A 23,423-nucleotide genomic window follows, 5' to 3' on the forward strand; every position below is an offset into this window, starting at 1 on the left:
TTAGCTAAACATATATTCGCATAAGAACAATGAATACTAAAGACAGAAGAATACATCATCAACTCAAACTGTATAACAATTACAATCATATCACTGTTACGGGAGTTTTGGTTGTATTCGGATTTTTAATGCTCATTGGTATTCCGGTCTTTCCAAAGAATTTGATTTTATCGCTTCTATTCTTTTGCCTTGCGTTCATAGCTCATAAAAACCTTAAAACAACCAAACCGGTTAGTATCACAAAAAACTCAATCAGTTTAGGAAAAATGGTAAATGGATATGCTAAGACCACTATCGATTCTAAATCCATAAACCGTATCGATTTAGTTGACGAGACAAAAATAGAATTCAGGTCTGCAGCAAAGTTCTCCGGTGGTGAAGTGAAAATCTATTCGAATTATTATCTTTTTCACTTAAAAGATAAGAGCGAAATTAGATTTGATAATCTGTATGACAAGCAGCTACAGGTTGACTTAATGGATTGGTGCCGGAATAATAGCATTGAGTTTAACCAGTATGAAAGAAAGATTAAGGGGGCTTCTAAAAAAAACGTTGGGCAGATACCATAACTGAAGTACGATTACAAATCCGCACAAGTAAGAGGGATTGTGAGGCGGTTCAAAATGTTGGTAAAACAAGTTCCCGGCAATGACAGATTTTTGCTGCCGACTCGAAATGTACGCATTATGATCTTGCAACTTTATAAGCGCTAAGCGGTTCGAAACCGCTAAGCGCATTTGCGTCACACTATCCGTTTTTGCGTTCTTTTGCCTAAGCCTTGGCGCACTTTGCGTGAAAGTTGTTTCCGGGCAGGTTTGCAAGCTTGCCCAAGCTATTAAAGCACGGAATACAAATTTGTGCCAGCGAGGGGCCATCTCATAAAACTGCCATTCCCTGAACGATTTTTGAAGATTTATTTTTGACATTCGGATTAAAAAAGGCATTTTTGTCGCCCGGAATTTGGGGAATTTCTGAATTTCTGGGACACGCCCGGAGACCATCCCGGTCTCTTGTTTTCCCAATTATTTTTTAAAAACGTACGAGAGAAATGCTGAATAGAATTTCAATGAGAAACGACTGTTCAATTTACAAAATTGAAGAGGAGGGGAAAACGAGTGTCAACCGCCTGGTGATTTCCAGCGCAGAAACACGCGCCATTTGCAACGATACCACGGTAATGGGGGTGAATTATACCCGGAAGCTGCGCACGGCGTGTTCGGCGGTGATGAAGAGTTTGCAGGAAGAACAGGTGATTCGCCTGGAAGAAAGAAAAACCATTGTGTTTAATATTTTGCGGGGCGGTCTTAATTTTGGTTTGCGCGAGGCCATTGCCGATGCTTTCGGCTGGAATTTACACGGGTCGTCGTTTATCAGTGCACAGCGCGCCCGCATCAACCCCGATTCGGAAGAGTGGCACATTATTGAAAGCGACTACCAGAAAGTGTACATGCCTCATTCGGCGCAAATTGTGATTGGCGACGTGGTGGCCACCGGCACCAGCCTCGAGTTTGGCCTCGAAGCCCTGGTAAAACAAGCCGAAATGAACAACACCAACATCGAATCGATCCTGTTCTTTACCTTTGGCGGAAAACGCACCGAAGAGATCCTGGAAAATGTGGATGCGCTTTGCCGCTCGAAGTTTGAAGGCTACCAGTCTACCACATTGTGTTACATCGAAGGACGTTTTACGGTACCCACTGTTTCAACGCCTTTAACCATAAAGCTTACCGGAACCGACCTGGTAAAGCGCGACGCGCTGATGGCACCCGAGTTTATTGAAAGCCAGTACGAAAATCCGGCGTTCCCGATGGAGCGTTGTGTGATTTACGATGCCGGTTCGCGGGCATTTTGGTTGCCCGATTACCTCGAAGATGCGATCGAATACTGGGAACAGGTGCATACCATGGCCCGTCGCGGCAGAACCTTCGACCAGCAGGTAGGGGAGCGCGTTCCGCTACTCGACCGCAGCCGCTTTGGTACCATTGATCTGGAGGAACTGGCTGCTGCCCAGCTGGCAAAACTTCGAAGCATTGCAAATTCTTAAAAATCAACTATAAAAAACTAACTATGGAAAAACCATCGCACTACGATCACGATTTTTCGTTATCGGCAGTTGACCCGAAAAGTAAAAAAGGATTTTGGGCCATGCTTTTGGTGATGCTGGGCTTTACTTTTTTCTCGGCCAGTATGTGGGCCGGCGGAAAACTGGGAGCCGGCTTAACCGCATCGAAGTTTTTAACCGCGGTACTTGCCGGTAACCTGATCCTGGGTGTCTACACCGGATTACTGGCCCTGATTGCCTCACGCACAGGTTTATCAACCCACTTACTGGCGCGCTATTCCTTTGGCGAAAGAGGCTCAGTGCTTCCTTCGTTTTTACTCGGAATAACCCAGGTAGGCTGGTTTGGCGTGGGAGTGGCCATGTTTGCCATTCCGGTGCAAAAAGTTACGGGCTTAAATATCTACCTGCTGGTTATTGCATCCGGCCTGATTATGACAGCTACGGCCTGGTTTGGAATCAAGGCGCTTACCGTACTCAGCTTTATTGCCGTTCCGTCGATTACCGTTTTGGGTTTAATGTCGGTAGGAAAAGCTTTCAACGATTTCGGAGGAACAGCCGTTTGGTTCGATATCGTTCCTGAAAACCCGATGACACTTTATGCCGCCATTGGCATTTGTGTGGCTTCGTTTATCAGCGGCGGAACCTTAACTCCCGACTTTACCCGTTTCTCAAAAAACAGCAAGATCGCTGTATCCACCACGCTTATTGCCTTTTTCCTGGGTAACTCGCTGATGTTCTTCTTTGGCGCAGTGGGATCGGCTTTTTACCAGCAGTCGGATATCAGTGACGTTCTGATGAACCAGGGGATGATTGTGTGGGCGATGATTATTCTGGGTTTAAATATCTGGACCACGAATGACAATGCACTGTATGCATCGGGACTGGGTTTCTCGAACATTACCCGTTTGCCGAAAAAGATCATGGTAATTGTGAACGGGATCATCGGAACGCTGCTGGCGCTTTACCTGTACAACAATTTTGTGGGCTTCCTGAATGTATTAAACTCGATGTTGCCTTCGATTGGCGGTGTACTGATCGCGGATTACTTCCTGGTTCATAAAGCCAAATACATTGACTTTGCCCAAAAGAAGATCAGTAAATTCCGTTGGTCGGCTGTGGCTGCCTGGGGCGCCGGTGTTATAGCGGCCACTTATCTGCCGGGCGTTGCACCGGTCAACAGTGTGGCTACTTCCATCGTAGTTTATGTGATCATCGAAAAAGCCATTTTAAAAACCGAAACGCTTTAGGCTGAGCGCAGTATTCGTTTTCGGGAGCGAAATATTTCAACTGGTTTTAGATTGAATGGATTGATAAGATTGAACGGGTTTACCTCAATCTGATTTTCAATCTAATATCAATCTTTTATGGCTTGTCCGTTTAGGCTTGGTTATTTATCTACTATCCAGTATCAAGCATCCGGAATTCAGTATCGGGATTCAAACAAAAGGCCGTCTCAACTTCAAAATTGGGACGGCCTTTTTGTTTGTTGTCATCAATAATGCCAAGCAAAAGGTTGGGCGATCAAAAAACAATTTGCTTTTAGCTTGATTGAGAAGTACGAAACAGCTAATTTTGGCGCGATATTCTTCGGGGCAGGGTGCAAGTCCCTACCGGCGGTGATAGTCCGCGACTCCTTGCAAGAGGATTGATTTGGTGAAATTCCAAAACCGACAGTTACAGTCTGGATGAGAGAAGAATCCATAAGCAATCGGCAGCCTGTGCAATTCGCATTGTACAGTTGGGCTGTAGCATTGACTTTGCTCCGGGGATTTTAATGGTTACAATATTAAAGAGGAGTAGAGATGATTACACTGGAAACATTTGGAGCAAGCAGCCGGGAGCGGGTAGAACGGGCCATTCAAAAACTGCAGGAAGGAAAAGGTATTTTATTGGTGGATGATGAGAATCGTGAAAATGAGGGCGATCTGATCTTTCCGGCCAAAACAATGACAGCAAAAGATATGGCTCTGATGATTCGCGAATGCAGCGGAATTGTTTGCTTGTGTTTGACCGATGAGAAATGCCAGGCGCTGGGCTTGCGGCCAATGGTTGAATCGAATACAAGCAAAAATCAAACGGCTTTTACGATTTCCATCGAGGCTAAAAGAGGCGTTTCCACGGGCGTTTCGGCGCAAGACCGGGTAACTACCATTCAAACAGCTATTGCGGATGATGCGAGGGCGGAGGATTTGTCGCATCCGGGGCATGTATTTCCGTTGAGAGCCCAAAACAACGGCGTTTTTGATCGTCGCGGACATACCGAAGGCAGTGTGGATTTGGTGCGCCTGGCTGGCTTGGGAGAGGCTGCCATCTTGTGCGAACTAACCAATGTAGACGGTACCATGGCACGTTTGCCCGAAGTAATGGACTTCGCACTAAAGCATGATACAACCGTTGCCACAATTGAGGACATTTACCAGTATCGGAAGCAGCTTATCAATGCCAGTCTGAAGGAAGAACCTGCTTTCTCTTAATTTTCGGCAGGAAAAGAATCTGATGGTATAATTACTCCATTGTTCCATTGAAATAGCTACTCTTTATTCACAAATATGACTTTCAAAAAACGGGAGAATAAAAAACAGATAATAAGGAATAACGAATAAGAAAGTGTCGGAAACAGAATAAACTGAGCTAACCCTTGCTGATTTCTTATTCCTTATTCCATGTTTCTTATTAAAGTCGTTCATATTTTCTTCAAATTTCAATAAAAAGAAGGTGTGTATAAAGGTTAGATTGAAACAGGGAATGATTCTATCAAGGCGAACCCGATACTGTTTCATTATTCCGTACACAGCTTTGTCCCGCTGGTGATTCCTATATTCATTCCGGTTTTATCCGCGATGCTTGACACTTTTCATTAAATTTGCTTGTAAAAATGCTTAACGGAATAAAATTTACAGCAATATGAGAAGAATGCTTCACTTACTAATGCTGGCAGGCCTGGTTCTTTCACTGGGGTGCAACAGCAAGAAAGCAAAAGAATTGCCACGCGTAGCCATTGCAGGCCTGGCGATCGAATCCAGTACCTTTTCCCCTGCACAATCGGGGATCGATGCTTTTAAGGCAAGAAGGGGAGAAGAGATCTTCTCGTACTACCCGTTTATGGCCGACAGTGCCCCCGATCGTCAGCGGGCACAGTGGTTCCCGACTTTACGCGGCCATGCGCTGCCTGGCGGTATAGTTACGCGCGAAGCCTACGAAACATTGCTGGGCGAAATGCTCGATCGCCTGCGTGAGAACCTTCCGTACGACGGTCTTTTCTTTGATATTCATGGAGCCATGAGTGTGGTAGGTCTCGACGATCCGGAAGGCGATATGATTGAACGCATCCGCGAAGTGGTGGGCCCCAAAACCATTATTTCCACCTCGATGGATTTACACGGAAACGTGACCGAACGACTGGCACGCGAAAGCGACCTGATTACCTGTTACCGGATGGCACCTCACGAAGATGCGCTGGAATCGAAACAACGTGCCCTGGAAAACCTGCTCGACCGTTTGGAGAGCGGCAAAGGAAAACCCAAATACAAAGCCTGGATTCCGGTTCCGATTTTACTTCCCGGAGAAAAAACCAGCACCCGCATTGAGCCCGGGAAAAGTTTGTATGCCAAAGTTGAGCCGCTCACCGAACAAGAGGGAGTGACTGATGCTGCCATTTGGATTGGCTATGCCTGGGCCGACGAGCCCCGCAACCGTGGCGTGGTAATGGCTTATGGCGACGATAAAGAGGCAGTGGGTAAAGCAGCCGAAGAACTGGCAAAAAGCTTTTGGGATGTGCGCGAACAGTTCGAGTTCGTGGCGCCTGTAGCCGATTTGGATGAGTGTTTGAATACCGCTATTGCATTTGAAGGGCAGCCTTTTATCATCAGCGATATGGGTGATAACCCTACTGCAGGAGGCGCTGGTGATGTAACCTGGACGCTAACCGAAATATTAAAACGAAAAGAATTTCAAAAAGAAGACGGTCCTTCACTGATCTATGCATCCATTCCAGGTCCTGCTTTGGTAGAAAAAGCACTGGAAGTAGGAGTGGGAGGACAGGTTAGCGAATTGGTTGGTGCGCAGGTCGACAATCGCTATGCGCCGCCAGTGAAACTTACCGGTACCGTAACTGCCATCAAACAAGGCGATCAGAACGCAAAAACAGAAGTGGTGGTTCAAACGGGCAGTGTGAAAGTGATAGTTACACAGAAACGTAAGCCGTATCACTATGAAAAGGATTTTACCGACTTGGATCTCAACCCGCGAGAAACCGATATCGTAGTGGTTAAAATTGGCTACCTGGTTCCCGAATTGTACAACATGCGGGCAGACTGGCTGATGGCACTGACTCCTGGTGGTGTGGATCAGGATCTGGAGCGGCTCGGCTACAAGCGTATTATTCGTCCGATGTTTCCATTGGACAAAGACATGGATACACCCGATCTGAGTGCACGTTTCATTCCGCAATCGGGTAGTTCGAATTAACAGTGTAATTTCATAAAAGTATAATCTAAACCAACAACAATGAGATCAGTTAGTAACTGTGTTTTGATGCTGCTTGTGCTGTTTTTAGCAGCCTGCCGGCCATCTGTACCCGTGGGAGAATGGCAGCCTATGTTTGACGGAAAAACGCTTGATGGCTGGAAAAAAGCTGCCGAGCATCCCGAAAGTTTTACCGTTGAAGACAATGCCATTAAATGTTCGGGAGAACGGAGTCATCTTTTTTACAAAGGGAACTTCACCAACTTTGAATGGGAAGCCGAAGTGAAAACACTTGAAAAAGCCAATTCCGGCGTTTATATTTCCACAAAATACCAGGCGGAAGGTTATCCCGAGAGTGGTTATGAAATTCAGATTAACAATTCGCACCGGGGGCCGTCGAAAGCACATCCGGAACGCAGAAAAACAGGCAGTATAAACGGTATCCGGAATGTTTACTATCCCTTTGTAAAAGACAACGAGTGGTTCAGAATAAGAATAAAAGTGGTGGAGAACGTGGTGGAGGTTTTTCTGAACGATGTAAAAGTGAATGAATATACACAACCCGAAAATCCCTGGCGTTGGGAAGGTGCAGAAAATTACCTGCTTGGCGAAGGAACCATTGCTTTGCAGTCGCACGACCCGGAAAGTACCACTTATTACCGGAACCTCCGGATTCGTGCTTTGCCCAAAGGAGAGCAAAAGCAAGTGGAAGATGTGCAGTGGGATGCCATTGTTACCAAACTAATGCGGGCCGGATTTCCACTGGTTGATTACCATGTGCATCTGAAAGGCGGTTTAACCATTGAAGAAGTGGTGGCGAACTCACAACGTTTGGGAATTAACTACGGAGTAGCGCCCAATTGCGGTTTGCATTTCCCGGTTACCGACGATGCTTCGTTGTATCAGTACATTGAAGAAGTTAAAGGCAGCCCTACTTTTAAAGGAATGCAGGCCGAGGGCAGGGAATGGGTGACCTTGTTTTCGCCCGAAGCCATTTCAAAATTTGATTATGTATTTACGGATGCCATGACATTTACCGACCGCAAAGGACGCCGGAACCGGATCTGGATTCCGGAAGAAGTTTGGGTGGATGACAAGCAACAGTTTATGGATGATTTGGTGGCTAAAATTGAAGCGATTTTTTCGCAGGAACCGGTCGATATTTATGTGAACCCAACGGTTTTGCCGGCACAGTTAATGCCCGAATACGACCAGTTGTGGACAAAAGAACGCATGGCGAAAGTGATAAAAGTTCTGGCGGATAACGGAATTGCGCTGGAGATCAACGCACGGTACAAAACTCCGCATGCAGAGATGATTAAAATGGCAAAAGAGGCCGGTGTGAAATTCTCGTTCGGAACCAATAATGTAACCAACGATCTGGGACATTTGCAGTATTGCCTTGAAATGATTCAGGAATGCGGACTTACACCCGGCGATATGTTTGAGGTGAAACCGGATGCTGAGAAACCGATCAATGTAAAAGGTCTGCCTGCCCATATTACGGGCTAAATAGATCTATAATTATATAGTGTGCTGGTCGATTAAAAGAAGTCAATTTTCTGCTTGTAATCGGCCAGTATTTGTTTTTTGTCGATGGCAAACAGAATTAGTTCCACTACCTGCCGGTCGGAGAAAGAGGCCCGGTTAATCATCAGGTCGAAATGCACTTCGTGCGATTGTTCGGCCCTGATTGCTTTTCGGAAAGTTACCCGTTCTTTTTCAACCCGCTCAATAAAAGCGATTGCTTCGGCGCGCGATAAATTGTTGTTGCACATAATGTTTTTGAGCCGGTATTCAAGCGGTGCTTCCAAGCGGATATGAAGCGCATTTTTGATATCGGCGGCAATAATGTGCCCCGCTCTTCCAACAATGATATTGAACCCGTTTATTGCCAGCGATCGGACTACTTCTTTTACGGTATTCGCGATCTTCGCTTCGCTTTTGTAACGCTTTTCTCCAAATGCTGTCAGAATTTGCTCAAAAGTGTAACTGTCTTCTTTATTGAGTGCTTTTAATACCTTTTCAGGTGCCAGATTCAGTTCGCGGGCACTTTCATAAAAGATCTCTTTGCTAAGTACTTTCCAGTCGGCAAGCATCCGCTGTTTGTTTAATTCTGTTGCCAGCAGATTGGCCACTTTTAGTCCGTTACAACCCACTTCCCGCGAAATGGTTATAACAGGCCCGGCAGCTCCGACATGCCCTTTCTGAAAGGATTTCTCCTCCTGTAAGCGGCTGTTTAAATAGCTCATTAACGAGTTGCCCATGACGTTTAGATTTTTAGTTGATCAATTTAATTTACGACGATTCATTTAAATATGTTATGTTTTTAAAGCATGCATTTAACAAAAAATGATCGATTAAGACGTGAAGTTAACCTGACAGGCGTCAGCCAAATTTCAGATGATTTAGTCTATTTTTAAGACTTATTAAATTTTGCATTTACGCATTTGGTGAGATTAATTGTATTTTCGAAAACTCATAACAATATTCAAATACTATGTTTGACAAAAGTACATACAGTAACAGAAGGAAGGCTCTGAAAACAAAAGGATTAACTGGCATTGCGCTGATTTTGGGCAATATGGAAGCTCCGATGAATTACAGGGATAATACCTATCATTTCAGACAAGACAGCAATTTTTTATATTTCTTTGGCCTTGACTTTCCCGGGCTGGCAGGCATTGTGGATTTCGACAGTGGCGAAGATTTTATTTTTGGAAACGATGTGGACATTGAAGACATTATTTGGATGGGGCCACAGGTTACATTGCAGGAAAACGCCGCAAAAGCGGGAATTACCAATACTGCACCTTTTGCCAAAGTTTTTGACCTGGTAAAAGCAGCAAAAGATGCCGGACGAAAAGTACATTTTCTTCCTCCTTACCGGGCCGAGAACAAATTGTTACTCGAAAATCTGCTGGGAACTTCGGCACAGTCGATCAATACCCATGCTTCGCTCGATTTGATCAAAGCGGTTATTTCGCTTCGTGAAGTAAAAGAAGCACAGGAAGTTGAAGAAATAAAGAAAGCTTGTGCCACGGGTTATCAAATGCATGTTGCGGCGATGAAGATGGCGCTCCCCGGAAACTGGGAACAAAAAATTGCAGGAACAATCGAAGGAATTGCCCTGGCCGGAGGTGGAATGACTTCGTTCCCCATTATTCTTTCGATGAACGGCGAAACACTGCACAATCACGACCACTCACAAATTTTGCAGGAAGGTCGTTTAATGCTTTGCGATGCCGGCGCCGAATCGTTGTTGCACTATGCTTCTGATTTTACCCGTACTACGCCGGTGGGAGGTAAGTTCACACAAAAACAACGCGAAATCTACGAAATTGTATTGGCGGCCAACAACACTGCCACCGCACTTTCAAAGCCGGGAGTCACTTATTTGTCAGTTCATCTGGCGGCCTGCGAAGTGCTTGCTGCGGGGTTGAAAGACTTGGGACTGATGAAAGGTGATGTAAAAGAGGCGGTTAAAAATGGTGCACATGCTATGTTCCTGCCTCATGGTCTGGGTCATATGATGGGACTGGATGTTCACGATATGGAGGACCTGGGACAAATTTATGTTGGATATGACGACGAAGTTCGTCCGGTAGATCAGTTTGGAACAGCCTATTTACGCATGGGTAAACGCCTGAAACCGGGATACGTGATCACCAACGAACCTGGATGTTATTTCATACCCGCGCTTATTGACAAGTGGCAGGCAGAAGGCATCAACAAAGATTTCATCAACTTCGATAAAGTAAATGAATACCGCGATTTTGGTGGCATTCGTCTGGAAGACGACATTTTGATTACCGAAACCGGTGCCGAAATCATCGGAGAACGGGTGCCGATTACGCCTGAAGAAATAGAGGCAGTTGTAGCAAAGGGCTAATGCTGTAAATGTGTTATGGTCAGTAAAAATGAGCAAGCCTTAGTATTTTTCTGCTATAACACTTTAAACATATTGAAACGCAGCCGGGAAAAGTTAGCTAGTCCCGGCTGCGTTTTTACTTCGTATTATCCTTGCTGAGGATTAAGGATATGATCGTAGAAATAACGCATTTCGAGCATTATTTCGTCGCGCACCTTCATGCATTTGTCCCTGATCTCTTCGTGCGATTTGGAATTTTTGTACGGACTGCGAAACCCCAGGTGCATTTTTCGCTTGTACCTGATTGGAGGAATCTTCAATTCTTCCAATGTTCCTTCGCCAACGGTGATCAGGTAGTCAAATTCCCGATTGATGAATTCATCAGCACATTTTGGAACACTGGGCTGCAGATCAATCCCAATATCTTTCATCACTTCAATGGCAATAGGACTTACATGATCGACAGGATCCAGACCGGCTGAATATATTTCCAGGTTTTTATCCAGACTTTTCAGAATGGCTTCAGCCATTTGGCTGCGACAGGAATTTCGGTTGCTTAAGAAGAAAACACTTATCCCATGCGTAATACTTTAAGGTTACTTGATTTTTGTGAGCAAACAATATACAGAAAAATGCAAAAACAAATAATGCATTATGTCTTGAAATAGAATGTGTTATAGATGTTTTTCAGCATAATTGTTTATCGGATTGAAATAAGTGCACAGATGTTTGCAGTGTGGCTTGTAGTTTGGGCTATTGTTTTAATATGGGCTTAAATCAGAACGGATTCTTTTAAAACGACTTGTCGAATTCCGGATCGCCTTAAACTCAGTAATACAAGCTTAATAAAATACATTGATCGTAAAAAAGCACTAAAAATGAATGATTTACCGGGGGGCTTCCATGATTAAGGTAATAGTTAAATTACTGATAGTCAAAAACAAGTAGAATGATGAATTTTTATTTCCATTCAAAAATTGAGTATTAATTCGCTTTTATCTATTTTCGTAGAGGAATGTAGTAAATACGCTGTCGTTGGGATGGCAAAAAAATCGTTTAAATGGAACCTAAAGATCTAAAAAACTCTGAAGAGTTAAGAAGTCCGGAAAATGAGGACCTTAAGAAAGTGCAGGCAGATGTTGTATCAGACGAAGTGGAAAAAGCGGATGCTGAAGAAACTGTAACAGAACAAGGATCTGCTGAAGTTGAAGAACCTGCTGTAAATGCTGAAGCCGGGAGCGTGGAAGAAAAAGCTGATCAACCAGAAGAAGTAAACACGGAGGCGGCTGTAGAGGAAGAAAGTGTTTCTGGGAAAGACGAAGCGAAGGAAGAAGCTTCTGAGCCAACTCCGGAGGAAACAAAAGAGTTATCCGCAGAATTGGAAGAAGCTACAAAAGAAGAGACAGTTGAAAAATTGCCTGTTGCAGAAGAAAAAGCTGAAGAGGCTCCTTCTGTAGAAAAGCCCGAAAAGCAGGAACAAAAAAAGGAGAAAATAGATTATTCCACTTATACGCAAATAGAATTGGTTAATGCTTTGCGCGATGTATTGGACGAGAAAGAGACGCGCGACATCAGATCGGATGTGGAAGTAATAAAAGCCAGTTTTTACAAAATTCTGAAAGACAATGAAGAAGCTGCCCTCGCTAAGTTTATTGAAGAGGGTGGGGCCGAAGAAGATTTCCAGGCAGAAGAAGATCCTTACGAAAAAGATATTAAGGAGCTTTTGAAAGATTATCGCCAGATCAGAATTGAGCAAAACAAACAGCTGGAGCAAGAGAAAGAAGAAAATCTCAAGAAGAAATACGAAGTAATCGAAAAGATTAAAGGATTGATTAATAACGAAGAGTCGATTAACAAGACCTTTAACGAATTCCGGGATCTTCAGCAAGAATGGCGCGAAATAGGTTTGGTTCCTCAATCGGAAATGAAAAATCTTTGGGATACTTATCATTTTCATGTAGAAAACTTTTACGATTACATAAAAATCAACCGCGAATTACGCGACCTGGATTTAAAGAAAAACCTGGAAGCCAAGATTCGTTTATGCGAAAGGGCAGAAGAGCTTTTACTCGATCCGTCGATTATTAAAGCGTTTAATACGCTGCAAAAATACCACGAACAATGGCGTGAAATCGGTCCGGTTCCAAGAGAGCAAAAAGACGATATTTGGGAGCGTTTTAAAGCAGCTACCGCGAAGATTAATAAAAAGCACCAGGAGTTTTTTGAAGACCGCAAAAGTGAGCAGAAAAATAACCTGGACGCCAAAACCGCTCTTTGCGAAAAAGTGGAAGAAATTCTTGAAAAAGAAATAGCTACACACAAAGAATGGGACGATCTCTCAAAAGAACTCATTAATTTACAGAAGGTTTGGCGAACAATTGGTTTTGCCCCGAGAAAGGACAACAACCGTATTTACGAACGTTTCCGCTCGGCTTGTGACAAGTTTTTTGATGCCAAACGTGATTTCTATTCCAAAAACAAGGAAGAACAACAGAATAATCTTCAGTTGAAAATAGATCTGTGTGTGCAGGCAGAAACCCTGAAAGACAGCATGGATTGGAAAAAAACAACCCAGGATTTTATCAATATTCAAAAGAAATGGAAAGAAATAGGCCCGGTTCCAAGGAAACAATCCGACACAATTTGGAAGCGTTTCAGAACTGCATGCGATTATTTCTTTGACAAAAAATCGGAGCATTTCTCGGATGTCGACAGCGAACAAATTGACAACCTAAAAGATAAGGAACAGATAATAGAAGAATTAAAGGCTTTTAAGTCTTCTGAGGATGTAGAGCAAAATCTGAAACAATTAAAACAATTTCAGCGTCGTTGGTCAGAGATTGGCCATGTACCGTTTAAAAAGAAAGACGAATTACAATCCACCTTCAGAGAGCTGATCAACCAGTTGTACGATGATCTGAATATCGATGAAGAAAAACGAAATATGTTGAAGTTCCGAACGAAAATGAGTAATTACTCAGAATCAATGAAAGGACAAAACAAAATGCGTATGGAGCGTGAGAAATATATGACAAAACTACGACAACTTGAGAACGATTTAGTTTTGCTGGATAACAACATTGGTTTCTTTGCCAAATCGAAGAATGCTGAAGCATTGATCAAAGACGTGAAGAAGAAAATTGAAGTTACCAAACAGAAGATAGAATTTCTGAAAGATAAAATTAGAGTTATTGACGAGTTAGATCACGATGAATAGCAAGAAGCCGGTTAAACCGGCTTTTTTGTTTTAAACGCTGAGCGTTCTGTATTTTGAGTTAACGAATGAATGACCTACATATTAAAGTCTCTGAGAATCGCTTAAAAATATTCCCTTGTTGAATTATTCAGATTAGCGGAGTTTAGAGGCACTGATTTGTGTTCTTGGTTAAATCAAATGGATTAAACACGAGCTAGCGAAGAATGAGCGCAGACATAATATTTAATTATAGGGAAAACAACTTGTAAAGAAACACTGAATAAACTTTTACATAAAATCTTTGACATTATCGGACTTATCAGCCACATAACTGATTTTATGCAAACCAGCAGAGCTGGGCGTATTATGCAAAGTACTCTTAAATATAATATTGATGCGCTTGTCTTATAATTTATATTATGATAAATAAAGTAAATATAGAAATATTGCCCATTGTTTGTAAACTTAAGCCTATTCCCTCTTTGTGTTAAAGGAAAAAAGATTATTTTTGCAGTCGATTATTAGAAACGTACAATTCAATAATCAATTCGGGATGTAGCGCAGTCCGGTAGCGTACGTCGTTCGGGACGACGGGGTCGCAGGTTCAAATCCTGTCATCCCGACTGAAACAAAAGTCAAAGAAAGTCAAAAGCCTGTAAATCAAATGATTTGCGGGCTTTTTTATTTTTATGAAGTTAATAATCATGTCTATAATTGGGATTTACAATTCAATATGCATATTTAAATTCTCTACTTTCTGAATTCTTTTCTCTAAAGAAGAAACTTCAACAATGGCTGAGATCTTTTATTTGAAATCCCTTGACGGGAAGAGCTCTCCTTGCACGGTTTCGCCTCCATTCTTTTTTCCTATGTCCATCGGCTTGCGAACAGAACCGATATTGCGCCCACCGGTATCCGGAGCCATTAGTTCATTCATATTAAAGCAGGCATTGACAACCACATGAATGACCTCGCCTTCAATCTGCAATTTACCTGCGACCATTAGCAATCGGGACTGCAGAATCACCTTGCGGTATTTCTCAAACACAGTGGACCAGACAACCAGGTTGGCAAAACCAGTCTCATCTTCAATGGTAATGAACAGTACACCGCTGGCTGTCCCCGGACGTTGGCGGACAGTTACCAATCCAGATACCTTCACAAACATGCCGTTTTTCATCTTCCCTAATTCCGAAGTAGGCGTAACCTGTAGTTGATTCAGCCTTGCCCGGGAAAAACTAACCGGGTGGGCTTTTAACGATAATGAAGTGCTGGCATAATCCTGTATCACATGTTCCCCGGCTGTCATGGGTGGCAACTCGATCAGTCCTTCTGCCTCACTTTGCGAGGGAGTACCTGTGAACATCCCGGTTGGATGATCATGTAAGGCCGACACTTCCCATAAAGCCTGCCTCCGGTCAAGACCGACGGAACGAAAAGCATCCGCATCAGCAAGCCTTTCCAGAGCGAATGGTGTAACGCCTGCATTAAGTAGTTCATTGATATTGCTATAGAAAATATGTCTCCCAGATATCAGCACCTGCATGTATTCTTCGCGGAGCCCCTTTACCTGCCTAAAACCCAGACGAACAGCACAATATGAACCTTGTTTTTCTTCCAGTGTATTGTCCCACTGCGAATAATTAATATCTACCGGTCTTACTTCCACACCATGTTTGCGGGCATCTATAACAATTTGTGCAGGCTGATAAAACCCCATGGGCTGGCTATTGAGCAACGCTACTGCAAATACGTCGGGATAATAACATTTGATCCAGGAGGAGATATAAACCAGCAGGGCAAAGCTGGCTGCATGGCTCTCCGGAAAACCGTAGCTTCCGAATCCTTCAATCTGTTTAAATACCCGTTCGGCAAACTCTTCGGTATAACCTTTTTTTACCATACCACTCACCAGTTTTTCCCGGTACCAGCTTACCTTCCCTTTTGACTTAAAGGTGGCCATGCTTCGACGTAGTCCGTCTGCTTCTGCCGGTGTAAAACCGGCCGCAACTATGGCTATCTCCATTGCTTGTTCCTGAAACAAAGGAACCCCCAGAGTCCTCCCTAAAATATCTTCAAGTTCTTTGGAAGGAAAATCCACCGGCTCCAGTCCATTGCGTCTCCTTAAATAAGGATGCACCATATCCCCCTGTATCGGGCCAGGCCTCACGATAGCTACCTCGATGACAAGATCATAAAAGTTTCGGGGCTTCAATCGTGGCAGCATTGACATTTGCGCCCGGCTTTCAATCTGGAAAACCCCGAGCGTATCTGCATGACTAATCATTTCGTAAACCTTCGGGTCATCCTGCGGAATATTGGCCAATGTCAGGTTCAGGTCATAATGTTGCTTGGCCAGGTCAAATGCCTTACGGATGCAGGTCAGCATCCCCAAGGCCAGTACATCCACTTTCATGAAGCCCAATGCCTCAATGTCGTCTTTGTTCCATTCAATACAGGTGCGGTCTTCCATGCGGGCATTCAGAATGGGGCACAGTTCATGTAGTTTTTCCCTGGTAATCACAAAGCCACCAGTATGTTGCCCTAACTGCCGGGGAAAGCCGATATATTGAAGCGTTAATTCCACCACTTTACGAAGATGGGGGTCTTTGGTGTTAAAACTTCCTGATGGTGCAGGTTTCCCTCCGAACCAGTCTTCTGTAAACTCATACTTTGATTTTGAAAGCACATTGATGGTATCGGTAGACAGCCCCATTGCTTTTCCTACATCACGCACGGCACCTTTCCAATGTACCTGAGTTACGGTTGCAACAATTCCGGCCCGGTCGCGTCCGTATTTCCCGTAGATGTACTGCATGATTTCCTCGCGGCGTTCATGCTCAAAATCCACATCTATATCGGGAGGTTCGTTCCGTTCATCGCTCATGAACCGGGCAAACAGTAATTTGAATTTAGAAGGGTCGACCGATGTTATACCAAGACAGTAACAAATAACCGAGTTGGCTGCCGATCCCCGCCCCTGGCAGAGGATTCCCCTGCTCCGGGCTTCACGCACATAGTCATATACGGTCAGAAAATAAGAGGCATATTCTTTTCGTCCTATAAATTCCAGTTCCATTTTGATGGTGTCGCTTACCTTTTCAGGAATCTCTTCGCCAAAACGCTCATTGGCGCCTTTCCAGGTCAGGTAGATTAATTCTTCCATTGGCGTACGCCCTTCACTGGTAATTTCTTCCGGGTAGAGGTATCTTAATTCATCTAATGAAAACTGACAGGCATCGGCTATTTCCTGTGTATAATGCATTGCTTTTGGATAATCCCGGAAAAGACGTTGCATCTCCGCAGCAGGTTTCAGGTAACGTTCCGCATTCTGATGAAGTTTAAAACCGGCAGCACCGATGGTACATTTCTCCCGAACACAAGTCAGGATATCCTGTAACTCCCGGCGCTCAGGCACATGGTAGTATACATTATTGGTTGCCACCATCGGAATTTTAAGCCTTTTACTCAATCGGGAAAGCCGAAACAGTTTTTTATGGTCGTCGCCATGATATGCAAAGCTTGCTCCGAGATAAAGGCTGTCTCCCAGCGCTTCCTTATATTCTTCCAGAGCTTTTATAAAACCCGGTTCAAAATCAAAACCTTTATTTAGCGATGCAGGTGGCAGTGCAATAAATTTTATTGCATCAGCATATTTATAAACATCCGCCCGATACAGGAAACACTCCCCTTTTTCAGCCCTCAGGTTGCCCTTGGTAAGCAAGCCGGATAAATTGGAATACGCTGATTTGTTTGTGGGATAAACCAACAGGGGTGGACCGTCAAGCAGATCGAGGCGGCATCCGGGAATAAAACGGATATTCCTTTCACGTGCTGCCACATGCGCTCTTACAGCACCAGCCAATGTATTACTGTCGGTGATTGCAAGCGCCTTGTATCCCAGTTCTGCCGCCCGTTCTACAATTTCCTCCGGGTGTGAACCGCCACGAAGAAACGAAAAATTTGTGGTTACCTGTAGTTCTGTATAATCCATCGCCCTCTCCTCTTTTTGTCAGACAAAAAATCCGTGAAGAAACCACTGAGGTTTTTCGCTTCCATATAAACCCAGCCGGAATAACCAGTAACGAGCACCATCTTCATCTTCTACACGGTAATAGTCCCTCGGAGGCCCTGTTTGTAGCCACCACTCCTGTTCTATCCTTTCCGGTCCGTCAGCTTTGGCAATCCGGATAATATCTCCCCTGTACCGGAAATGTAACGGAGGGTAATCGGGAAGTACGACCATGACTTCTACCGGTTCAGGCTCAGGTAAAAGATGAAGGGGTCTGGGTTGGTCGGTACGCCACTCCGTTTCCGGCTGTTCCTCCAGGGAGTTGACCTCCTTTACGGAGTTCTCCGGCCAGTAATGTTCTTGTGGCAGATAACGGTGAATGGCCTGCATCCCAACCTTCCCCGCAATGTTATCAAGTAATTCTGCAATGGCTTTGGGATTATTACAACCGGTATTCCATATAGCTTCCTGCGTTTCGCTAACATCCTCAACCAGCGTGGCTTCCAGTGTAAACAATTCGATACCAAGAGCCGGTTCTATTTCAGGAATTTTAAGTTCAAATAGTTTAAACAGGTGCACTGCACTCCGGGATGCTCTGTTTGTCCCAATACTGATTTGCACGGTTTTCCCGTCAATGCGGTATCCTTTGAAAATGCCGGCACGCATACCTTTTCCTTCCTTGAAAAACCGTTCACATAAAGTTTCCAGCAAACGCTGGAGTGCAATTTCAATTCCTTTGGCCGTCCGTATGGGTTCTAAACAAGGTAAGCGTTCCAGGTAAACCGGAGCCGGAGTAACAGGTTGAAGAGTTTCATATCCTGTTCCCAATGCTTGCTCCAGCCGGGTAAGCAAAACATCACCAAAACGCCTGCGCAGGTTTGTTCGCGGAATATGGATAAACTGTCCGATCTCCCTGAATCCCAGTTTCTCCATGCGTTTCAGGATAGTACTTTCAACTCTTAAAGCAGCAGGGGGTAGTGAAAGAAGTGCCTCGGCCTGTCTGCCAGGAGCTACAATTGGATTATTACTTTCGTAGTGTGCCACAGCCCAAGCCGTGCCAATTGTATCAGCTATTGCTGCACGCGCATCGTATCCGCCTTTGTGAAAACGGGTTATGATTGCTTGTAAATAAGGAAGTTCCCCACCCCACAAATGAGGACATCCCGATATATCCAGTATCAACCCATCCGGAGGATCGGTGGCAACAACAGGAGAATAACGAAAGCAATATTCTGCCAAATCCCTCAGGTGCTTCGCTTGTGCATAAGGCTCTTCAGAATACACTTCTACTGAAGGTAATATCGCCCTTACATCGGCTACTACCATGCCTGGTATTATTCCTTCTTTGCTTAAAGTTTTACAGGAAGCTTTCACCACCATCCGGCCACGCTGGGGAGCATATAAGAGGAAAAGCTTTTCTTTAAGTTCGGGGTGCGACCTGGCCATCCTGTCGGTAGCAAAATAACGAAACCATATGGACATATAGCGCTTATGCATACCTTTCCTTTTTTGCTGTAACCGAAGCAGTAACAACTCGTTTTTGATTGGGCAGATACCTGAACCCTCCATTTTGCCATTCAAACAGCCATGAACCGGGCTTGCCATTGCGTATTTTTAGCAACTCCACCTCCCACCGCGGAAATCCTACCCCGGGAAGTCCTTCGGGTAACCAGCTTGCTACAGGACGAATTTGCCACCGGGACACACAGGCCAGCGTATTATTTAGATATGGACTATGACGGTGTAAAAAGCAGGTAACCCCGCTTTCGCTGGCGGCCAGTTGCAACCTCCTTGATTCGGAAAAACTGACATTTGGCAATTCTGTTACCACAGCTGAAAGGGAGTTGCATTTCAGGGCTTGCTCTGTGACCCAAAGTGCCTCCTTTTCCTGTTTGACATCAATGAATATGATACGGTGAGGATCAAGTCCAAAAGACTTCAGGGCCGGGGGAAAAAGTTTACGCCTCGTGCTTATCCACATACAAACGCCCTCCTTCTTCCGGAAAGTATTTAATAAGCCGGAGATGAAACCGTTCGCGGCAGCAAAACATGCTTCGGTAGGACTTACAAATTCGTGTATTGCACCAACAGGAAAAGTGCCACCGGGAAAGGAATTATTTACCGGTCCCAATCCAAAATCAAGCTGCCGGGCATCCTTCCCACTATTGAATCCTTCCATCACAAGTATCTTCTCTCTCAATTGCTTGATGATTTCATTTTTCCCCATCCCCTCTTTCATAATCCAAAAAGATTATTAATATTTGTTACTATAAATAACAAACCACTGTTTATAAATATAACAAATGAATAAAAGAACACAAAAAATATTTTTCGCAGGTAACATCAAATTTCTCCGCGAACGAAAAAAAATGAGCCAGGAAGCCCTTGCTTCTACACTGGAACTAACCCGTGCAAAAATTGCTGCTATTGAAGCAGGGAATACCAAATCACCGCAGCCGGAGGACTACCTGAACTTCTCTGATTTTTTTAAAATAAGCATCGACACTCTGCTAAAAATCGACCTTTCAAAATTGGGAGAGCTAAAGATGCGGGAACTGGAAACCGGGAACGATGTTTATATCCGTGGCGGGAACCTGCGGGTGTTGGCGATTTCGGTGGACAGGTCGAATAACGAGAATGTAGAATATGTACCGATAAAAGCTAAAGCAGGTTATATGGCAGGCTACAACGACCCGGAGTTTATCGCAGGCCTGCCGAAGTATTCTATTCCCAATCTGCCAGCCCAGGGAACTTTTCGTATTTTCCCTTCAACCGGGGATTCCATGGTACCTATTCCTGAAGGCAGCGACATCATTGCACAATATGTGCCGGACTGGACAGCTATCAGGCCAGATACTCCCTGTATTGTTATTCTGAAAGGACAACAGGATTTTGTATTTAAGATGATAACGGTAAATAAGGACGGAACTATTCTTTTAAAATCACTTAATCCTGAATATAAACCTTACCTGGTAGAATCTGGAGATGTAATGGAGATTTGGCGGTTTTATGCTTATACCAGCAGGGAATTTCCGGAGGCCCGTTCTGAAATGGAGACCATTTTGGCAGCTATAAAAAATTTGGAGAAAAGAATTCTGAAAAGTTGAATAATAGATTGTTTGAAATATCTCCGAAAGTACTCATAAAAATTTTGGTTTTGATTGATAATTATGTGTCCTCATTCAGCATAAACCGATACGGATTCAATAATATATTTGTGTGGATCTATTCCTCATATGCACAAATCAGATAAATATTCTCTCTGAAATACCCTTGACTTTTTCAGATGGCGGGATATTACTTAAAATATCTTTTCGCTCAACTAAAATTGAGTACCAACTGTTTTCCTTTTTTTGAATTATTCAGATATATTCAAAAGCTGAAAAAAATACCAGGTAAATGAATTCACTGATAGCACCCGATAAACATCTTATTCTCCTGTTAATTATTGCCGGAGCTGCCGCATTCGGGATTTATTCAGAGCACAAAAAATGGTTTGGAAAAGTCTCCGGAATACTGGTGACCATGATTTCCATGTCGGTTTTATCGATGACAGGAGTTGTTCCCGTAGCCTCCAACCCTAAAATCAAAGTAGAGGTTTACTCCATGGTATTCGATTATTTCATCCCGATTGCCATTCCCCTGATGTTGTTTGGCTCCAACCTTGTTAAAATCATCCGCGAAAGCGGAAAGCTTTTACTGGCTTACATTATAGGTGCCGCAGGCATTGTGCTTGGGTGTCTGCTGGCGTATCAGCTAATTGATTTGGGTGAAGGAAGTGCCAACACCGCAGGTATTATCGCTGCCACCCTGATTGGCGGAAGCATCAATTTTGTAACCACCGCCGAAATCCTGAATTTTAGTTCCAATCCGCTTTTTACTGCCACACTTGCCATCGATAATTTTGCCGCCAACATTTATGTATTGTTGTTATTCCTGGTACCTTCTGTTGGTCTTCTGGCCCGTTTTTTTAGGAAAACATCCGATGACGAACAGCCTGAGTTGCTAGCCCAGGAAGAACAAAAGCACGAAATTACGCTGGAACGATTTGCGGTATCCATCTTTATCGCCCTGCTGGTGGCCGGTGCCGGAACCATCGTCTCTCCTTTCTTTCAGCAATTGTTTCAAACCGAACTCAACCTGAGTATACTGCTGATCACCGTTTTTTCGATCGTTTTGGCCAACCTGTTCCCCAAATCATTAAAGAAACTGGAGAATACCGCTTTTTCCATTGGCCTATGGATGATGTACATTTTCCTGGCTGTGATCGGAGCTGCCACCAATCTTCAGGACATTCTCAAGGTAGGATTTCCGGTGCTGCTTTTCTACCTTACCATCATGCTCTTCCATTTTGTATTGTTGCTGGCATTGGCCAAGCTCTTCAAACTTGATGTTTACGAGGTGGTAGTTTCGTCGGCCGCCAATATAATGGGCCCGTCGGTAGCGGCTCCCATGGCGGCATCGCTGGGGCAAAAAAAGCTCATCACTCCGGGCATTCTTACCGGTATTTTGGGATACATCATCGGAACCTTTATCGGCGTGTCTATTGCCTTGTTTCTCGGATGATACCATAGGTCATTGCTTTTCGGTTAATATTCCAATCGAACAAAAACCCTTCTGATTCGAAAAAAGTCTATGTTAAACTACTGGCTTTAAGAAAATTAAATCCGACAGTCATTTAAGACCACACATTTCTTCCCGACGGCAAACTAAATCAACCTTCCCATCAGAAGGTTTCTCCCACTATTGCACCAAAACGTCTGCCTTCCCCCATCCCAGTGTTTTAACACTTATGTAAAGTAATAATCTGCGCCAAAACATTATTAAAAGAGTATTTGGTGTTTTACAGGCTTTCTTAGTAACTTTCATAAGAATCATACACTTATGAAGAAGGCAATTCTTTGTTGATACTCCTTCACCTGCTTTTAAAATCAAACTCCTGCTAAAGTTTTTTTTCAGTTAAGTGTTGCAAGCGTTCACAGCGAGGAAGTTTTCTCACTTTAAATATTAAAACGATGAAAAAGATTACCACGTTAACATTTGTTTTATTGCTCTCGTTGGGAGCATTTGTTCAGGCACAAAATGAACCTTTGTACCTGCTCTTTGAGTTCATGAAAGTGAACGATGAGAGAAACTCTGACTACCTGGAGGTGGAACAATTTTGGACCAACATTCACCAACAGCGGGTTGCTGACGGAAATATTATTGGTTGGGATCTCTGGGCCATGTCGCCGGGTGGGTCGGAACAAGGTTCCCAGTATTTTACAGTTACCCTGTTTTCGAGCCTCGAAGCCATGTTAGAAGGTTTTCCCAGTGGAAAATTTAACGATTACCTGCAAAAAGCACATCCAGAACTGAGCGACAAGGAGTTAGGCGAATGGATGGAAAAAACCGTGATCTCGCGTGATATTGCACACCAGGTGTATTGCAAGGAGATCAGTACCACAGACGGCGATTTTGATATGCCGGTCGGAACGCTGTTAAAGTTTGACCTAATGAAACAATTGGACAACAGCTATGAAAAAGTGGAGAATGAGGTTTTCAAACCCTGGCACCAGCAATTGGTTGATAACGGGCAAAAGGAAGCCTGGGGACTGATCAGGGTTCTCCTGCCCGCTGGGAGTCAGGCCCTCGCATCGCACATGACCTACAGCATGTACAGCAGCTACAAACAACTGGCTGAGGATATGGACGGCAGCGGCGGCGGAACCATGGAACTGATGACCGGGCTGGCCGTTAAGCAGGGACTTGAAACACGGGACATGAGAGGAGTGGAAGCTGCCCAACTAATCATGAAAGTTCGCTGAATTCAGAAAAA

General features: G+C 44.1%; 16 protein-coding genes, 1 tRNA gene and 1 riboswitch. Of the genes, 12 read left to right on the forward strand and 5 right to left on the reverse strand.

Annotated features, from left to right (window positions below):
• The first annotated feature begins 29 nt into the window (after positions 1-29).
• The 6 genes from D1614_RS14140 (at position 30) to D1614_RS14165 (ending at position 8,038) form a co-directional block, all read left to right on the forward strand.
• Complete coding sequence (locus D1614_RS14140) at positions 30-569, forward strand: hypothetical protein (protein WP_119438600.1); 540 nt, start codon at positions 30-32, stop codon at positions 567-569.
• Between the two features lie 497 nt (positions 570-1,066).
• Positions 1,067-2,044 carry a hypothetical protein gene (locus D1614_RS14145; RefSeq protein ID WP_147384228.1) on the forward strand — a complete coding sequence of 326 codons (978 nt, stop codon included), beginning with the start codon at positions 1,067-1,069 and terminating at the stop codon, positions 2,042-2,044.
• A 23-nt stretch (positions 2,045-2,067) separates the two neighbouring features.
• Positions 2,068-3,309, forward strand: coding sequence for a cytosine permease (gene codB, locus D1614_RS14150; RefSeq protein ID WP_119438602.1), 1,242 nt, complete (start codon positions 2,068-2,070; stop codon positions 3,307-3,309).
• Between the two features lie 332 nt (positions 3,310-3,641).
• Positions 3,642-3,763, forward strand: a riboswitch (FMN riboswitch).
• A gap of 101 nt (positions 3,764-3,864) precedes the next feature.
• Complete coding sequence (gene ribB / locus D1614_RS14155; protein WP_119438603.1) at positions 3,865-4,536, forward strand: 3,4-dihydroxy-2-butanone-4-phosphate synthase; 672 nt, start codon at positions 3,865-3,867, stop codon at positions 4,534-4,536.
• Positions 4,537-4,966: 430 nt separating this feature from the next.
• Positions 4,967-6,529, forward strand: a complete 1,563-nt coding sequence (locus tag D1614_RS14160) for a M81 family metallopeptidase (protein ID WP_119438604.1) — start codon at positions 4,967-4,969, stop codon at positions 6,527-6,529.
• Positions 6,530-6,568: 39 nt separating this feature from the next.
• A complete protein-coding gene (locus D1614_RS14165) occupies positions 6,569-8,038 on the forward strand; it encodes a DUF1080 domain-containing protein (RefSeq protein WP_119438605.1) in 1,470 nt (489 codons plus the stop codon).
• Between the two features lie 32 nt (positions 8,039-8,070).
• On the opposite strand, the gene D1614_RS14170 is transcribed toward D1614_RS14165, so the two are convergent.
• Entirely contained in the window at positions 8,071-8,793 is a 723-nt protein-coding gene (locus D1614_RS14170) for a cytidylate kinase-like family protein (RefSeq protein ID WP_119438606.1), read from the reverse strand.
• 233 nt (positions 8,794-9,026) lie between these two features.
• Between D1614_RS14170 and D1614_RS14175 the strand changes: the two genes are divergently transcribed.
• On the forward strand, positions 9,027-10,418 hold the full coding sequence (locus D1614_RS14175) for an aminopeptidase P family protein (protein WP_119438607.1): 1,392 nt from the start codon (positions 9,027-9,029) through the stop codon (positions 10,416-10,418).
• 125 nt (positions 10,419-10,543) lie between these two features.
• On the opposite strand, the gene D1614_RS14180 is transcribed toward D1614_RS14175, so the two are convergent.
• The gene (locus tag D1614_RS14180; RefSeq protein ID WP_306439027.1) at positions 10,544-10,984 is read right to left on the reverse strand and encodes an arsenate reductase/protein-tyrosine-phosphatase family protein; all 441 of its coding nucleotides are present in this window, start codon (positions 10,982-10,984) and stop codon (positions 10,544-10,546) included.
• A 473-nt stretch (positions 10,985-11,457) separates the two neighbouring features.
• Between D1614_RS14180 and D1614_RS14185 the strand changes: the two genes are divergently transcribed.
• Positions 11,458-13,614 (forward strand): DUF349 domain-containing protein, encoded by a 2,157-nt coding sequence (locus D1614_RS14185; RefSeq protein ID WP_119438609.1) that lies wholly within the window; start codon positions 11,458-11,460, stop codon positions 13,612-13,614.
• Between the two features lie 528 nt (positions 13,615-14,142).
• Positions 14,143-14,216: transfer RNA gene (locus D1614_RS14190), tRNA-Pro, on the forward strand.
• A 182-nt stretch (positions 14,217-14,398) separates the two neighbouring features.
• Here the strand turns inward: D1614_RS14190 and D1614_RS14195 are convergent.
• The 3 genes from D1614_RS14195 to D1614_RS14205 are packed head-to-tail and all read right to left on the reverse strand — an operon-like array spanning position 14,399 to position 19,844.
• Positions 14,399-17,587, reverse strand: a complete 3,189-nt coding sequence (locus D1614_RS14195; RefSeq protein ID WP_119438610.1) for an error-prone DNA polymerase — start codon at positions 17,585-17,587, stop codon at positions 14,399-14,401.
• An 18-nt stretch (positions 17,588-17,605) separates the two neighbouring features.
• Complete coding sequence (locus D1614_RS14200; protein ID WP_119438611.1) at positions 17,606-19,102, reverse strand: Y-family DNA polymerase; 1,497 nt, start codon at positions 19,100-19,102, stop codon at positions 17,606-17,608.
• Complete coding sequence (locus D1614_RS14205; protein WP_119438612.1) at positions 19,095-19,844, reverse strand: ImuA family protein; 750 nt, start codon at positions 19,842-19,844, stop codon at positions 19,095-19,097. The genes D1614_RS14200 and D1614_RS14205 overlap by 8 nt, the downstream gene beginning before the upstream one ends.
• Before the next feature lie 64 nt (positions 19,845-19,908).
• Here D1614_RS14205 and D1614_RS14210 point away from each other — a divergent pair, with 64 nt between their 5' ends.
• The 3 genes from D1614_RS14210 (at position 19,909) to D1614_RS14220 (ending at position 23,412) form a co-directional block, all read left to right on the forward strand.
• Positions 19,909-20,712 carry an XRE family transcriptional regulator gene (locus D1614_RS14210; RefSeq protein WP_119438613.1) on the forward strand — a complete coding sequence of 268 codons (804 nt, stop codon included), beginning with the start codon at positions 19,909-19,911 and terminating at the stop codon, positions 20,710-20,712.
• 292 nt (positions 20,713-21,004) lie between these two features.
• Positions 21,005-22,171, forward strand: coding sequence for a DUF819 family protein (locus tag D1614_RS14215; RefSeq protein WP_119438614.1), 1,167 nt, complete (start codon positions 21,005-21,007; stop codon positions 22,169-22,171).
• 449 nt (positions 22,172-22,620) lie between these two features.
• Entirely contained in the window at positions 22,621-23,412 is a 792-nt protein-coding gene (locus D1614_RS14220; protein WP_119438615.1) for a hypothetical protein, read from the forward strand.
• Positions 23,413-23,423 lie beyond the last annotated feature (11 nt).

Source organism: Maribellus luteus, from assembly GCF_003576475.1.
Lineage (GTDB): Bacteria > Bacteroidota > Bacteroidia > Bacteroidales > Prolixibacteraceae > Draconibacterium > Draconibacterium luteum.

Bases quoted from the DNA above. Each gene is read 5' to 3' on its own strand.
- D1614_RS14140 (WP_119438600.1), top strand. From the start codon at position 30: ATGAATACTAAAGACAGAAGAATACATCATCAACTCAAACTGTATAAC.
- D1614_RS14145 (WP_147384228.1), top strand. From the start codon at position 1,067: ATGAGAAACGACTGTTCAATTTACAAAATTGAAGAGGAGGGGAAAACG.
- codB (WP_119438602.1), top strand. From the start codon at position 2,068: ATGGAAAAACCATCGCACTACGATCACGATTTTTCGTTATCGGCAGTT.
- ribB (WP_119438603.1), top strand. From the start codon at position 3,865: ATGATTACACTGGAAACATTTGGAGCAAGCAGCCGGGAGCGGGTAGAA.
- D1614_RS14160 (WP_119438604.1), top strand. From the start codon at position 4,967: ATGAGAAGAATGCTTCACTTACTAATGCTGGCAGGCCTGGTTCTTTCA.
- D1614_RS14165 (WP_119438605.1), top strand. From the start codon at position 6,569: ATGAGATCAGTTAGTAACTGTGTTTTGATGCTGCTTGTGCTGTTTTTA.
- D1614_RS14170 (WP_119438606.1), bottom strand. From the start codon at position 8,793: ATGGGCAACTCGTTAATGAGCTATTTAAACAGCCGCTTACAGGAGGAG.
- D1614_RS14175 (WP_119438607.1), top strand. From the start codon at position 9,027: ATGTTTGACAAAAGTACATACAGTAACAGAAGGAAGGCTCTGAAAACA.
- D1614_RS14185 (WP_119438609.1), top strand. From the start codon at position 11,458: ATGGAACCTAAAGATCTAAAAAACTCTGAAGAGTTAAGAAGTCCGGAA.
- D1614_RS14195 (WP_119438610.1), bottom strand. From the start codon at position 17,587: ATGGATTATACAGAACTACAGGTAACCACAAATTTTTCGTTTCTTCGT.
- D1614_RS14200 (WP_119438611.1), bottom strand. From the start codon at position 19,102: ATGCATAAGCGCTATATGTCCATATGGTTTCGTTATTTTGCTACCGAC.
- D1614_RS14205 (WP_119438612.1), bottom strand. From the start codon at position 19,844: ATGAAAGAGGGGATGGGGAAAAATGAAATCATCAAGCAATTGAGAGAG.
- D1614_RS14210 (WP_119438613.1), top strand. From the start codon at position 19,909: ATGAATAAAAGAACACAAAAAATATTTTTCGCAGGTAACATCAAATTT.
- D1614_RS14215 (WP_119438614.1), top strand. From the start codon at position 21,005: ATGAATTCACTGATAGCACCCGATAAACATCTTATTCTCCTGTTAATT.
- D1614_RS14220 (WP_119438615.1), top strand. From the start codon at position 22,621: ATGAAAAAGATTACCACGTTAACATTTGTTTTATTGCTCTCGTTGGGA.